16 protein-coding genes are annotated in these 13,896 nt (G+C 59.8%); 5 read left to right on the top strand and 11 right to left on the bottom strand.

The window, feature by feature from the left end:
- The first annotated feature begins 63 nt into the window (after positions 1-63).
- Positions 64-549 (top strand): peroxiredoxin, encoded by a 486-nt coding sequence (locus ACI3K0_RS06530; RefSeq protein ID WP_148144079.1) that lies wholly within the window; start codon positions 64-66, stop codon positions 547-549.
- A 75-nt stretch (positions 550-624) separates the two neighbouring features.
- On the opposite strand, the gene ACI3K0_RS06525 is transcribed toward ACI3K0_RS06530, so the two are convergent.
- From ACI3K0_RS06525 to coxB, 11 genes are all read right to left on the bottom strand, one after another.
- Positions 625-933 (bottom strand): Dabb family protein, encoded by a 309-nt coding sequence (locus tag ACI3K0_RS06525; RefSeq protein WP_148144080.1) that lies wholly within the window; start codon positions 931-933, stop codon positions 625-627.
- Positions 934-1,038: 105 nt separating this feature from the next.
- The gene (gene rnhA / locus ACI3K0_RS06520) at positions 1,039-1,506 is read right to left on the bottom strand and encodes a ribonuclease HI (RefSeq protein ID WP_183822950.1); all 468 of its coding nucleotides are present in this window, start codon (positions 1,504-1,506) and stop codon (positions 1,039-1,041) included.
- Positions 1,503-2,480 carry a homoserine kinase gene (locus ACI3K0_RS06515; protein WP_183822952.1) on the bottom strand — a complete coding sequence of 326 codons (978 nt, stop codon included), beginning with the start codon at positions 2,478-2,480 and terminating at the stop codon, positions 1,503-1,505. The genes rnhA and ACI3K0_RS06515 overlap by 4 nt, the downstream gene beginning before the upstream one ends.
- Before the next feature lie 330 nt (positions 2,481-2,810).
- Positions 2,811-3,851: a 4-hydroxy-3-methylbut-2-enyl diphosphate reductase gene (gene ispH, locus ACI3K0_RS06510; RefSeq protein WP_183822954.1), complete on the bottom strand. Its 1,041-nt coding sequence runs from the start codon at positions 3,849-3,851 to the stop codon at positions 2,811-2,813.
- A gap of 75 nt (positions 3,852-3,926) precedes the next feature.
- Entirely contained in the window at positions 3,927-4,706 is a 780-nt protein-coding gene (locus tag ACI3K0_RS06505; protein ID WP_183822956.1) for an SURF1 family protein, read from the bottom strand.
- 227 nt (positions 4,707-4,933) lie between these two features.
- The gene (locus ACI3K0_RS06500) at positions 4,934-5,812 is read right to left on the bottom strand and encodes a cytochrome c oxidase subunit 3 (RefSeq protein WP_183822958.1); all 879 of its coding nucleotides are present in this window, start codon (positions 5,810-5,812) and stop codon (positions 4,934-4,936) included.
- Positions 5,813-5,872: 60 nt separating this feature from the next.
- Positions 5,873-6,481, bottom strand: coding sequence for a cytochrome c oxidase assembly protein (locus tag ACI3K0_RS06495; RefSeq protein ID WP_246435937.1), 609 nt, complete (start codon positions 6,479-6,481; stop codon positions 5,873-5,875).
- A 39-nt stretch (positions 6,482-6,520) separates the two neighbouring features.
- A complete protein-coding gene (locus ACI3K0_RS06490; RefSeq protein WP_162706676.1) occupies positions 6,521-6,661 on the bottom strand; it encodes a hypothetical protein in 141 nt (46 codons plus the stop codon).
- Positions 6,658-7,614, bottom strand: coding sequence for a heme o synthase (gene cyoE, locus ACI3K0_RS06485; RefSeq protein WP_183822962.1), 957 nt, complete (start codon positions 7,612-7,614; stop codon positions 6,658-6,660). The genes ACI3K0_RS06490 and cyoE overlap by 4 nt, the downstream gene beginning before the upstream one ends.
- A 60-nt stretch (positions 7,615-7,674) precedes the next feature.
- Positions 7,675-9,369, bottom strand: coding sequence for a cytochrome c oxidase subunit I (gene ctaD / locus ACI3K0_RS06480; RefSeq protein WP_183822964.1), 1,695 nt, complete (start codon positions 9,367-9,369; stop codon positions 7,675-7,677).
- Between the two features lie 14 nt (positions 9,370-9,383).
- The gene (coxB, locus tag ACI3K0_RS06475; protein WP_183822966.1) at positions 9,384-10,310 is read right to left on the bottom strand and encodes a cytochrome c oxidase subunit II; all 927 of its coding nucleotides are present in this window, start codon (positions 10,308-10,310) and stop codon (positions 9,384-9,386) included.
- 380 nt (positions 10,311-10,690) lie between these two features.
- Here coxB and ACI3K0_RS06470 point away from each other — a divergent pair, with 380 nt between their 5' ends.
- The 4 genes from ACI3K0_RS06470 to ACI3K0_RS06455 all read left to right on the top strand — a co-directional run bounded on the left by ACI3K0_RS06470 (position 10,691) and on the right by ACI3K0_RS06455 (position 13,842).
- Positions 10,691-11,302: an invasion associated locus B family protein gene (locus ACI3K0_RS06470; RefSeq protein ID WP_246435939.1), complete on the top strand. Its 612-nt coding sequence runs from the start codon at positions 10,691-10,693 to the stop codon at positions 11,300-11,302.
- A gap of 34 nt (positions 11,303-11,336) precedes the next feature.
- On the top strand, positions 11,337-11,834 hold the full coding sequence (locus ACI3K0_RS06465) for a YcxB family protein (protein ID WP_148142815.1): 498 nt from the start codon (positions 11,337-11,339) through the stop codon (positions 11,832-11,834).
- Between the two features lie 98 nt (positions 11,835-11,932).
- Positions 11,933-13,348: a metalloprotease TldD gene (gene tldD, locus ACI3K0_RS06460; protein ID WP_183822968.1), complete on the top strand. Its 1,416-nt coding sequence runs from the start codon at positions 11,933-11,935 to the stop codon at positions 13,346-13,348.
- Between the two features lie 5 nt (positions 13,349-13,353).
- Positions 13,354-13,842: a GNAT family N-acetyltransferase gene (locus ACI3K0_RS06455; protein ID WP_183822970.1), complete on the top strand. Its 489-nt coding sequence runs from the start codon at positions 13,354-13,356 to the stop codon at positions 13,840-13,842.
- Positions 13,843-13,896 lie beyond the last annotated feature (54 nt).

Raw genomic sequence — 13,896 nt, 5'->3', positions numbered from 1 at the left:
TCATTCGCCAACTTTATAGTGCCGCGAACGATCGCATGGGCGATCATTGGCAGGAGAGACGACATGACGATCGCAGTGGGCGAAAAGCTTCCGGAAGCAACATTCAAGGAAAAGACGGCAGATGGCCCGGTGGAAGTGACAACCAGCGGTCTTTTCGCCGGGAAGAAGGTCGTGTTGTTTGCGGTACCCGGCGCCTTCACGCCGACCTGCACGCTCAACCATCTGCCCGGTTACATTGAAAACCGCGATGCCATTCTTGCACGCGGCGTCGATGATATCGCTGTCGTTGCCGTCAACGATTGGCATGTGATGGGTGCCTGGGCGCAACAATCCAACGCGCTCGGCAAGATCCACTTTCTCGCCGATTTCGACGCCTCCTTCACCAAGGCCATGGGCCTCGACATCGACCTCTCCGGCGGTGGGCTCGGCGTGCGCTCGAAGCGTTATTCCATGCTGGTCGAGGACGGCGTGGTGAAGTCGCTCAACATCGAGGAAAGCCCCGGCCAGGCCACCGTCTCGGGTGCCGCGGCGATGCTGGAACAGCTTTGATCTAACTGACGGGATTTGTAGAATGACGAAGGGCGCCAGATGGCGCCCTTTGCATTGTGAACTAAATTGGTGTGGCTACGCTGCGAGATCGTAGACGATAAGGCCGGACAGGCCACCATCGGCGGAGGCGACGATACGTTCGGCGACGGCAAGATGATCCGGAGCCGCGAGATAGGTATCACGCGCCTCCGGACTTTCGAATGTCACGATAAAGCCATCGAGAAAGCCACCGCTCAAACCTTCGGACGATATGTTCGGACCGAATTTAACATCAACGATGCCCGAAAGCGTGTTCTGAAGGCCTGCGATCGCCGCGTAGATTTCCTGTTTTTCGGCGTCCTGTACCGACGACTTGAAGCGCAGAAAAACACAGTGAAGGATCATGCGTGGTCTCCCGTTGTCGTGCCCCGATTTGGCCACGATCACCATAGGCGGTGACGCCGCAATGGCAAGTCGGGTCTGATGCGGCTGAGCGACGTCGAAGGCGGGTTATTTTACCAGAAGCGACCGGCCGAGATTGGGTTTCTTGAACGGCTCCATGCCGAGGCGGGCAAGTTCGTCAGCCCGTTCGTTTTCCGGATGGCCGGCATGGCCCTTGACCCAGTGCCACTTGACCTTATGGCGCTGGTTGGCGGCATCGAGCTGCTGCCAGAGTTCGCCATTCTTCACCGGCTTCTTGTCGGCGGTCTTCCAGCCGTTTTTCTTCCAGCCGAAGATCCACTTGGAGATGCCGTCCATCACGTATTTGCTGTCGGTATAGAGATCGACTTCGCAAGCGCTTTTCAATGCGGTGAGCGCGGAGATGGCAGCCAGAAGCTCCATGCGGTTATTGGTGGTTTCCGCCTCGCCGCCGTTCAGTTCCTTGGTGGTTTCACCGTAACGCAGGATAGCGCCCCAGCCGCCGGGGCCGGGATTGCCGGAGCAGGCGCCATCGGTGAAAATCTCGACCTGTTTCATGACGCCACCTCGATTGCCGGTGCATATTCGGCGACCGATGAAATCTGCCGGTGGAAGCGCAGCTTGCGCAGATATTCGAGCGGGTCCTTCTTCACCACCAGCGCGCCTTCCGGCGTCGTCAGCCAGTCATAGAGACGGGTGAGGAAAAAGCGCAGGGCCGAGCCGCGGGCGAGAACCGGCATCGCTTCGCGTTCTTCATCCGAAAGCGGACGCACGGAGCAATAACCTTCCAGCAGGGCCGAACCCTTGGTGACGTTGTAGGAGCCATCCTTCTCGAAGCACCAGGCATTGAGGCAGATCGAGACATCATAGGCGAGCAGGTCGTTACAGGCGAAATAGAAGTCGATCAGGCCGGAAAGCTCGTCGCCCAAAAAGAAGACATTGTCCTGGAAAAGATCGGCATGGATGACGCCTGCGGGCAGGTTTTTCGGCCAATGGGCTTCGAGATAGGCGAGTTCAGCGGTGATTTCCGCTTCAAGGCCCGTCTCGACCTCGTCGGCACGCTCGGCCGACTTTTCCCAAAGGACCTTCCAGCCTTCGAGCGACAGCGCATTCGGCCGCTTGATGTCGAACCCCTCACCGGCAAGATGCATGCCGGCCAGCGCCTTGCCGACTTCACGGCAATGTTTTGCCTCCGGCTTTCTCAGCCACATGCCTTCGAGGAAGGAGATGATCGCTGCCGGACGACCGGAAAGCTCGCCCAGAAGTTCGCCATCACGGCGCGGAAGCGGCAGCGGGCAGGACAGGCCGCGTTCCGACAGATGCTGCATGAGCCCTAGGAAAAACGGCAGGTCCGACTTTTCCACCCGCTTTTCATAAAGCGTCAGGATCAGCGGATCCTTCGTCGTATGCAGCAGGAAGTTGGAGTTCTCGACGCCTTCGGCAATGCCCTTGTAGGAGGTCAGCTCGCCGACGTCATATTGCGCCAGAAAGTGCTTGAGGTCGGTTTCGGTGATGTCGGTATAAACGGCCAAGGCGGTCTCACAGTCGGTCAAGGGGCAGAATCATCTGCCGTCATATTACCCCCCTCTGCCCTGCCGGGCATCTCCCCCACAAGGGGGGAGATCATAAAGAGGCCAACGATCGCTCCCCTATCGCGCTGGAGAGGATGAAGTAGCAGATTAGTCGCCTGCAAGGCTCGAAAGTTCAAGGTCTTGGCAGGACGAAAGCTTCAGGTCGATCTCCCCCCTTGTGGGGGAGATGCCCGGCAGGGCAGAGGGGGTGCAACAAGCGATCACGCTCATTCCGCCACAAGCGGCCCCGGCCCTGCGCTTACGCTCCGGGCGCTCCTCCCTCGAAACGATTCACTGGATCGTTTCGTCGGCTACGCCGACCGGTCGTCGCCCATTCACCCACGCCATATCTTCCACCGTCAGCGGAACACTGCGAAGCTCCCGGTTGACGAGGAAGTTTTCGGTTTCCTCGGCGGTGATCGCCAGCTCGATCTCGGCGGCAAACCGTTCCTTGAAGGCGGCGATGATCTCGTCCACGATGACTTCGGGTGCCGATGCGCCTGCGGAGAGGCCGAGCGTGCGGATATTACCGATTTCGTCCCAGTTCAGTTCGGAGGCGCGCTGAACAAGCAGCGAGCGCTTTGCCCCTGCCCTCAGCGCTACCTCGACGAGGCGCTTGGAGTTGGATGAATTCGGAGCGCCGACGACGATGAAGAGATCGCAGCCGGGGGCGGCTTCCTTCACCGCTTCCTGGCGGTTGGTGGTGGCATAGCAGATACTGTCGGCGGCCGGGGCTGTCAGGTTCGGAAACCGTTCCTGCAGCTTGGCGATGACGCCCGCCGTGTCGTCGACAGACAGGGTCGTCTGGGTGACATAGCCGAGATTGTCGGGATCTTCCGGCATATAGGCTTCGGCATCGGCGATCGTATCGACGAGCGAGACCGTGCCTTCCGGCAATTGCCCCATCGTGCCGATGACTTCCGGATGACCGGCATGGCCGATCAGCACGACATGGCGGCCGAGGCGCTGATGGCGCATGGCCTGCTTGTGAACCTTGGACACCAGCGGGCAGGTCGCATCGAGATAGAAGAGGTTTCGCGACTGCGCATCTTCGGGCACCGATTTCGGTACGCCGTGGGCGGAGAAAACGACCGGCTGCTGGCGATGTTCTTCCGGGATCTCGTTCAGTTCCTCGACAAAGACGGCGCCCTTGGCTTCCAGTCCCTCGACGACATAACGGTTATGGACGATCTCGTGGCGGACGTAGACCGGCGCACCGTATTGTTTCAGCGCCAAAACGACGATCTGGATCGCCCGGTCGACGCCGGCGCAGAAACCGCGCGGACCGCAAAGCCTGATCGAAAGAGCCGGTTTGGTGAGCTGAATGTTCATTCCGCATCCGCTGTTGGAAAATGCCTAAGGCCTCATATAGGCGAGGCAATTGAGGCGCGCCAACAGAAAATGTCGTTATCGACCTTCTCCGGCCGGTGATGATGCGGACTTGCGGCTGCGCCACCACATGCCGAAAACCACGGCCAGCAGTGCTGCGGCGAGACCGTACCATGTCGCGGCATATTGGAGATGGCTGTTGGGAAGGTCGAATTGCGTCACACCGCCCTTCGGCCAGCCGCCGGGATTGATGACGGATGCATCGGCATCGACGAAAAAGGCAATGACGTCGGAGAGCCCGGCACTTGCCGCCATGGCATCGAGGTCTTTCCAATAGAAGATGTTTTTAGCGAGATCATTGTCCGGGACCAGCATGGACGGCTTGCCGGAGAGTTTTGCGCGAGCGTAACCGGTGATCGTCTGTTCGCCGGAAACCTCGCCTTCCGCTCGTGTCGCCGGCTCCTTCATCTCATAGGGCACGAAGCCGCGATTGACGAAGATCTTGCGGCCGTCCGCCAGCGTCAGCGGCGTGTAGACATAAAAGCCGGTGCGACCTTCGAACGTGGCGAAGAAATGCCGCTCCTTTGTGTGGTCGAATATGCCGGAAAGCGCGATGCGGCGGTATTCGATATCGTCGCCGGCTGCAGCTCTCTGCTCGATTTCCGCCAAAGATACCGGTTGGGCTGCGCGGCGCTCGGTAATATCGGCGAGAAGGCCCTCCTTCCAATAGAGCCGCTCTACCTGCCATGTGCCGAGAGCGAGCAGGATGGCGAGTGAGAGGAGGATAAGGGCAGTGGTGAGGATGTTTCTCAATGAGGTTTTCTTGCGTGAGTTGGTCGTGACGACGTTGGTTCTCATCTTGCTACGACCAATCTCAAACAAAGTCACACGCGGAGAACTAGCCCCTCACCCTAACCCTCTCCCCGTAAACGGGGCGAGGGAACGTGCCACGATTGAGGCATAGCGGCCGCGGCTTGCGTCCTTCTCCCCGTCATTACGGGGGTCCGGAGGACGGGACGGGGCAAGCGACCCGTCCCCGGTTGGTGCCGGCAGGCGGATGAGGGGCAGGCCCCCCCCAAAAAACCTCACAGATGCGCCAGCGGTGCGCCCCAGCCGCCCCAGATATAGATCGAGAAGAACAGGAACAGCCAGACGACGTCGACGAAATGCCAGTACCAGGCGGCCGCTTCGAAGCCGAAATGGCGTTCGGGGGTGAAGCCGCCATTGATGGCGCGGATCAGGCAGACGATCAGGAAGATGGTGCCGATCAGCACGTGGAAACCGTGAAAACCGGTGGCCATGAAGAAGGTAGCGCCGTAGATCGAATTGGAGAATTCGAAGGGTGCGTGCGCGTATTCGTAGGCCTGCACGGCGGAGAACAGGATGCCGAGCGCGACCGTCAGCGCAAGGCCGGTGACCAGTCCCTTGCGGTCGTTATGCAGGAGCGCGTGATGCGCCCAGGTTACGCAGGTGCCGGAGAGAAGCAGGATGATCGTGTTGTATAGCGGCAGGTGCCAGGGATCGAGAACCTCGATGCCCTTGGGCGGCCATTGACCGCCGAGCGCTTCGACGCGGGCGGCCTGGATCGCTTCGTTGGGATAGAGGCTCGCATCGAAAAAGGCCCAGAACCAGGCGACAAAAAACATCACTTCGGAGGCGATGAACATGATCATGCCGTAGCGCAGGTGCAGCGATACGACCCGCGTGTGATGGCCTTCATCACCTTCCTTGATCGTGTCCGCCCACCAGCCGATCATCACATAGAGGATGATCGCCAGGCCGATGAAAAACACCCAGGGGGTGGCCCAGTTGAGGCCGAACATGTGGAACTCAGCGCCCTTGAGATAGCGCATGTAACCGACACCACCGAAGGTGATGACGAAGGCGCCGATCGCGGCCAGAAGCGGCCAAGGGCTCGGATCGATGATGTGGTAGTCGTGATTTTTCTGATGCGCGTCTGCCATGTCAAAATCCCCGATAAATGCCTCTCCACCGCCTGCGGAATTTTTTCGCAGGCGCTCCTCTCAAAGCTTATTGTCTGCCTCATTCTTCTTCACCGCTGCGACGGGCTTTGCCGGCTCGCTCGGGTAGAAGGAATAGGACAGGGTAATCGTTCTGATATTCTTCGTTTCCTCCGCCTTGACGATCTCCGGATCGACGTAAAAGACGACGGGCATGGAAACGCTTTCACCCGGCTGCAGCGTCTGCTCGGTGAAGCAGAAGCACTGCACCTTGTTGAAATAGGCACCGGCTTCCATCGGCGTGACGTTGAAGACGGCGGTGCCGGTGGTGGCGACGGCCGAGCGGTTGGTCGCCGTGTATTCGACCTGGATGGTCTCGCCGATCTTCGGCTGCACGGCTTTCGCCGCCTTGAAATCCCAGTTCAGGCCGCTTGATATGTTTGCATCGAAGGTAACCTGAACAGTGCGGTCGAGCACGGTCGACGAATACTGCTCTACCCGCTGGGTTGTGCCGTTATAGCCGGTGATCTGGCAGAAGAGACGGTAGAGCGGAACAGACGCGTAAGCGGCGCCAACCATGCCGAAAACAAATACGGCGCAACCGGCAAAGATCGAGGCGTTGCTGACCCGCTTTGCCTGACCTGAATGACCGCCCTGAATTCCGCCTCCCATGTCGCTCCTCCCTAGCTCCATTTGGCTCCGATACTCAGCCTAGTTCCAGAACCCGCCGACCTTGACGAGCGTGATGATGTAGAAAAGCACGCAAAGCCCCGCGAGAACGAGGCCGAGCGCCACATTGCGGTTTCGTCGCGACTTCTTCTGTGTCTCGCTGAGCTTGACGGTATCGATCACAGAAGCCCTCCGAGGAACTGGCTGAGACCGGCCACCATGTGGTCGAAGATCAGCGCGGAGAAGACCGCGAAGAGATAGAAGATCGAATAGAAGAACAGCTTCTTTGCCGGCAGCATCTTCTCGTCATCCTCGGCCATGCGCAGCACGAGAATGGAATAGCAGATGAAGATGAGGCTCAGAATGCCGGTAAAGACGCCGTAGCCGACGCTGGCAAGACCGGTGACGGTCGGTGCGGCGACGACGGCGGCCATCAGGACCGAATAGACGACCATCTGGATCTTGGTCGAGCGCTGGCCAACGACATTCGGCATCATCGGAATACCGACGGAGCCGTAATCGCGCATCTTGAACAGCGCCAACGCCCAGAAATGCGGCGGGGTCCACATGAAGGTGATCATGAACAGGATGACGCTGTCGAGCGACACGCCACCGGTTACACAGGCCCAGCCCAGCATGGGCGGGAATGCGCCTGCAGCACCGCCGATGACGATGTTCTGCGGCGTCGAGCGTTTCAGCCACATCGTGTAGACGACGGCATAGAAGAAGATGGTGAAGGCGAGCAGGCCGGCGGCAAACCAGTTGACGGCAAGGCCGAGGATGACGACCGAGAAGGCCGAGAGCGTCAGGCCGAAGGCAAGTGCCTCATTAGGGCGGATACGGCCGGCGGGGATCGGGCGTTTTGCGGTGCGCGTCATCACGGCATCGATATCGGCATCGTACCACATGTTGAGCGCGCCGGAGGCGCCGGCACCAACGGCGATGCAGAGGATGGAGATGATCGCCAGAACCGGGTTGATCTCACCGGGCGCGAGAACAAGGCCTGCAAAGGCGGTGAAAACCACCAACGACATGACGCGCGGCTTCAGCAGCGCGAAGAAATCGCGCGCATCGGCTTCGGAAAGGAGCTTTCCTTCCTCTTGCGACATCGCTTGGGTGGAATCGATAACAGTCATTTCAATTCAGATCCTGACGAGATGCCGGGCGCTGCCAAGGCAGCACCCGGATCGGAATTCCTACTTGATGCGGGGAAGCTGTTCCCATTGGTGATAGGGCGGCGGCGACGACAGCTGCCATTCAAGCGTGGTCGCACCCTCGCCCCAGGGGTTATCACCGGCAACCCGCTTCTTGGCGAAGGCTTCCCATACGCCAAAGAGGAAGATGAGTACACCCACGAAGGAGATATACGAACCGACTGAGGAGACGTAGTTCCAGCCGGCGAAAGCATCCGGATAGTCGATATAACGGCGCGGCATGCCGGCAAGGCCGAGGAAGTGCTGCGGGAAGAAAACGAGGTTCACACCGATAAACATGACCCAGAAATGCAGCTTGCCGATCGTCTCGTTATACATGTAGCCGAACATTTTCGGGAACCAGTAGTACCAGGCGGCAAAGATGGCGAAGACCGCGCCGAGCGATAGGACGTAGTGGAAATGGGCCACGACGTAATAGGTGTCGTGAAGCGAGCGGTCGAGGCCGGCATTGGCCAGCTGCACGCCGGTGACGCCGCCAACGGTGAACAGGAAGATGAAGCCGATCGCCCAGATCATCGGTGTCGCAAACGTGATCGAGCCACCCCACATGGTCGCGATCCAGGAGAAGATCTTGATGCCTGTCGGCACCGCGATCACCATCGTGGCGAAAACGAAATAACGCTGCGCATCGAGCGACAGGCCGACCGTGTACATGTGGTGGGCCCAGACGATGAAGCCGACAGCGCCGATCGCCACCATCGCATAGGCCATGCCGAGATAACCGAAAACCGGTTTTTTCGAGAAGGTCGAGACGATGTGGCTGACGATGCCGAAGCCGGGCAGGATGAGGATGTAGACTTCCGGGTGGCCGAAGAACCAGAACAGGTGCTGGTAGAGGATCGGGTCGCCGCCGCCTTCCGGCGAGAAGAATGTGGTGCCGAAGTTACGGTCGGTCAGCGCCATGGTGATGGCACCGGCCAGAACCGGCAGCGACAGAAGCAGAAGGAAGGCGGTTACCAGAACAGACCAGGCAAACAGCGGCATCTTGTGCAACGTCATGCCCGGCGCGCGCATGTTCAAAATGGTGGTGATGAAGTTGATCGCGCCGAGAATGGACGAGGCACCGGCGACGTGGAGCGAGAAGATCGCGAGATCGACGGCAGGTCCCGGATGGCCGGAGGTCGAAAGCGGCGGATACATGGTCCAGCCGCCGCCCGCGCCATAGGCGCCTGCCGGTCCTTCGACGAACATCGACAAGACAAGAAGAAGGAAGGCCGGGACGATCAGCCAGAAGGAAATGTTGTTGAGGCGCGGAAAAGCCATGTCCGGCGCGCCGATCATGATCGGCACCATCCAGTTGGCAAAACCGCCGATCATCGCCGGCATGACCATGAAGAAGATCATGATCAGCGCGTGGGCGGTGGTGAACACATTGAACATGTGCTTGCCGCCATCGATCGCGGCATCGCCCTCGAAACCATAGACGATAGAGGCGAGGCCGTGGAAAATCTGGATGCCGGGTTCCTGCAGCTCCATGCGCATCGCGACCGACAGAAGGCCGCCGATAATGCCGGCCATGATCGCGAAGATCAGGTAGAGCGTGCCAATATCCTTGTGGTTGGTCGAAAAGAGCCAGCGGGCGGCAAAACCCGGCTTGTGATGATGTTCGCCATGCGCATGTGCGTCGTCATGGGCGGCACGATGGGAATGGTCGTCGTGATGTGTCGTTTCAGCCATTGATCTCGCCTCCCTTACTTGACGTCGTTTGCAGCGACATCGACGCCGACTGCATTTTTGTTGTCCGCAGATGCCAGAAGCGCCTTGTAGGCTCCCGGCAGATCGTTTGCGGCGGCAGCGAGCCAGGCGGTGTATTTGTCTTCAGAGACGACACGGATGGCGATCGGCATATAGGCGTGGTCCTTGCCACAAAGCTCGGAGCACTGCCCGTAATAAAGGCCCTCGCGTTCGGCGCGGAACCAGGTTTCGTTAAGGCGCCCTGGCACGGCATCGATCTTCACGCCGAAAGCCGGCATGGCGAAAGCATGGATGACATCGGTCGGAGCGGCTGTCACGAGAAGGCGTACCGTCTTGCCTACGGGAATGATCATCTCGTTGTCGACGGCAAGAAGGCGCGGATAAACGGATATGTCCGTCTTGCCGGCCGCGGCGCGATCGGGTTCTTTCAACAGGTAGCTGTCGAAAGCGACAGGCGACGCCCCTTCCCCTTGGCCGGATCCCTCATATTCGTAATTCCACTGCCACTGGGTGGCGGTGGCCTTCACCGTCATGTCGGTTTCGGGAATTTCCAGCTGGGCGTTCAGAAGATTGAAGGACGGGATGGCCAGCATGAAGAGAATCAGGACCGGCGCCACCGTCCAGACGATCTCGATCGTCGTGTTATGGCTGGTGCGCGATGGCGTCGGGTTCTTGTCGGCGCGGAATTTCACGGCGACGATGATCAACAGTGCCAGAACGAAAAGCGTGACCGGAACGATGAACCAGAGCGTGTACTTCTCGAACCAGCTTATCTGGTGCATGATTTCGGTTGCCGGCGCCTGAAGCCCCATCTGCCAGGGATGCGGCTGGTCCGCATGCGCCACCGAGGCGCTTACCAGCCCCGCAATCGGGGCGGTGATAAGACAGATGATCGCCATCATCATCGCATAAGCCCTGTTCATCACAAACTTTCTCCCCACGCATGTGATCCAGATCAACTCTTACGCAGTCTCCAAGCTATAGCTTGGTTCAACCATAGTTTGCTTATATCCGCAACGTCTTGCGACAAATGCCCCTGCGGCATTTTGCGCATTGCAGACGCGCGACATCCTCTGGTTGATTTCCCTCCGTAATAGACCACACCTCCCTCCACAGAGTCGCAGCCTGAAGTGAAGATATGCTCTTTCGGCTGACAAATTCCACCAGATTTTGAAGCCGGCGACGCCCTTGTGACTTGAACAGGGTCCTACTTTCGCCGTACTCCGCTGAAAACTCGGCAAGGCTTTCCAATTCGCACCGCGAAAGACAGGATAAGCCGCATTGATTCGAACCAGAGGTTTCCATGGGTCGTCCCTCCCTCATCGGCGCAAGCCTTATTGCCCTCCTGACGCTGGGCACGGTCTCCACCGCATTCGCACAGCCGGCACAGACGCCGCCGGTGCCGAGTGCCGCACCGAAAGGTCCCGCCCCGAGCGCGCAGGCTCCGGCACCCGCCCCCACGCCTGGCCCTTCCGGACAGCAGCCCGGGAATGTGAAGGAAAGCCATGGCGCATGGTCGGTGATCTGCGACCGCCCTGCCGGCGCTTCCGCCGAGCAATGCGCGCTGATGCAGAACGTCATTGCCGAGGACCGGCCGGAAGTGGGGCTTTCGGTCGTCGTGCTCAAGACCGCCGATCGCAAGGCGCGTATCCTGCGCATCCTCGCACCGCTCGGCGTTCTCTTGAAGGACGGGATGGAGCTTTACGTCGATAACAACAATATCGGCCGCGCCTATTTCACCCGCTGCTTCTCGGAAGGCTGCTATGTGGAAGTGGAAATCGACGAGGAACTGATGCGTATCCTGCGCGCCGGCAAGAATGCCGTCTTCGCGCTGCGCGAATCTTCCGATCAGGACCGCGTCGGCATTCCCGTCGAACTCAACGGTTTTGGCCCCGGCTACGACGCACTTCCCTGATCATCGGATAGCTGCGTCGAAGGGCAGGAAGACCATGGGCCTTGCAGGCAGCCACCGTTTCACCGTTCGCTATGATGACGATATCGTGCGCGATGCGATCCGCGCCTTCGTCTGGCGCCGTGCCGTGGTCGAACAGAAGATGATGTGGGTCATCTCGGTTCTGATGTTGAGCTTTTCCATCTATTTCATTATCTCGGGCGACAACAATATTTTCGCCGGCGTCATGCTTGTCCTCGCCTTGGCGCCGGTCATCTTCGTCGCCGTGATCTGGCGCGCCCACAAGGTCAACACCTTCGGTCGCTACAAGCGCATGGGCGATCCGAAGGCCGAGATTACCGTCGATGCCGATGGAATCGACATCGTGTCCGATCTCGGCAGCGGCAAGTTGACGTGGCGAAGCATTACCGAAGTCTGGGAGCGTCCGCGGGCCTTCATGGTCTTCAGCGGTGACGGCCAGTTCAACACGCTGCCTCGCGAAACCATGCCTGATGCGGTTCAAGCCTATCTGCGAACCAGGCCGACCCAAGGATAGGCTTGCTTCGGCTCCGTGCCGGACCTACATCGGATGAAAAGGCGGTTTGCCGCCACAGCCTGCCGCGCCGAGGCGGGTCCTGCCCAAGGAGTATTTCCATGAACACCGATCTCTTGAGCCTGTTCGACACGGACGAAGCGAAGCTGCGGGCGATTGTCGCAAAAGCGCTTTCCGGCGCGGATGACGGCGAGCTTTTCGTCGAACACGCCCAGGCGGAATCGCTGACCTTCGACAACGGACGGCTGAAGGGTGGCTCATTCAATACCGACCAGGGTTTTGGCCTGCGTTCGGTTGCGGGTGAGGCGGTCGGTTACGCCCATGCGGGCGACCTGAGCGCCGCAGCGCTGGAACGCGCCTCGGATGCCGTTCGCGCGGTAACCGCCGGTTATTCCGGTTCCTATGCGAGCGCCCCGCAGCGGACCAACAAGAAATATTACGGCGACGAGAACCCGATCGGCTCCCCGAGCTTCGAGGCGAAGGCCAAGCTTTTGACCGATATCGACGCCTATCTGCGCAACAAGGACGAAAAGGTTCGCCAGGTCACCGCGACGATATCCGCCAGCTGGCAGGTGGTCGATATTTTGCGTGCGGACGGGCACCGGGTGCAGGACATCCGTCCGATGACGCGCATCAATATTTCCGTCGTCGTGGGAAGCGGCGACCGGCAGGAGAGCGGTTCGTTTGGCACCGGTGGCCGCATCGGCTTCGGCGATTTCGTCGCCGAAGGCAATTGGCAGGTTGGCGCTGATGAGGCGCTGCGCCAGGCGCTGGTCAATCTCGAGGCGATCGAGGCGCCGGCCGGCACGATGGATGTGGTGCTTTCCTCCGGCTGGCCGGGCGTGATGCTGCACGAGGCGGTCGGTCACGGGCTGGAAGGCGATTTCAACCGCAAGAAAACCTCTGCCTTTGCCGGGCTTCTGGGCGAGATGGTCGCCGCTCCGGGCGTCACCGTCGTCGACGACGGCACGATCGACAATCGCCGCGGCTCGATCACTATCGACGACGAAGGCACGCCGTCGGCCTATAACGTGCTGATCGAGAACGGAAAGCTCGTCGGTTATATGCAGGACCGGCAGAATGCCCGGCTGATGGGCATGAAGCCGACCGGCAACGGCCGCCGACAGGGCTATTCTTCAGTACCGATGCCGCGGATGACTAACACCTACATGCTTGGCGGCGACAAGACGCCGGAAGAGATCATCGCGTCCGTCAAGAAGGGTGTCTATGCCGTCTCCTTCGGCGGTGGTCAGGTGGATATCACCTCGGGCAAATTCGTCTTCGGCTGCACCGAGGCCTATCTCATTGAAAACGGCAAGGTCGGCCCGGCGATCAAGGGCGCGATGCTGATCGGCAACGGCCCGGATGCGATGAAGCGCGTGTCGATGGTCGGTAACGACATGAAGCTCGATACCGGCATCGGCAATTGCGGCAAGGCCGGTCAATGGGTTCCGGTCGGCGTCGGCCAGCCACATCTCAGGATGGATCAGGTCACCGTCGGCGGCACGAAGGCGTAAAAAGGATGAGCGACATCGTGATCCGCGCCTTCCGGGCAGGCGACGAACAGGGCGTGATCGGTGTCATCCTGCCGATCCAGCGCGAGGAGTTCGGTGTCGCGATCACCGCGGCGGATCAGCCGGATCTCGCCGCCATTGCGGATTTCTATCAGACGGCCAAGAGCGGGTTCTGGGTCGCCGAAAAGGACGGAAAGATCGTCGGCACGATTTCCCTGAAGGATATCGGCAATGACGAGGCCGCGTTGCGCAAGATGTTCGTCGCCGCCGAGGTTCGTGGCAAGGAGTTCGGCGTGGCTGCGAGATTGCTCGACGCGCTTATGGCGCATGCAGCGGCTGTCGGGCTGAAGACGATCCTGCTCGGCACCACCGACAAGTTTCTCGCTGCCCACCGTTTCTACGAGAAGAACGGCTTCTCCGAGATCGTCGCCGACGAGCTGCCGGCAAGCTTTCCGCGGATGGCGGTGGATACGAAGTTCTATCGACGGACGGTTTGACGGCGTCAAACTTCCGAGTTGCTGAAGTAGACCTGTGCAGTATGGTCGCGACAT

The organism is Rhizobium sp. ZW T2_16, assembly GCF_044987325.1.
Taxonomy (GTDB): Bacteria; Pseudomonadota; Alphaproteobacteria; order Rhizobiales; family Rhizobiaceae; genus Neorhizobium; species Neorhizobium cellulosilyticum.
Note: the sequence above shows the minus strand (reverse complement) of the source record. Positions and strands in the feature narration are given on the sequence as shown.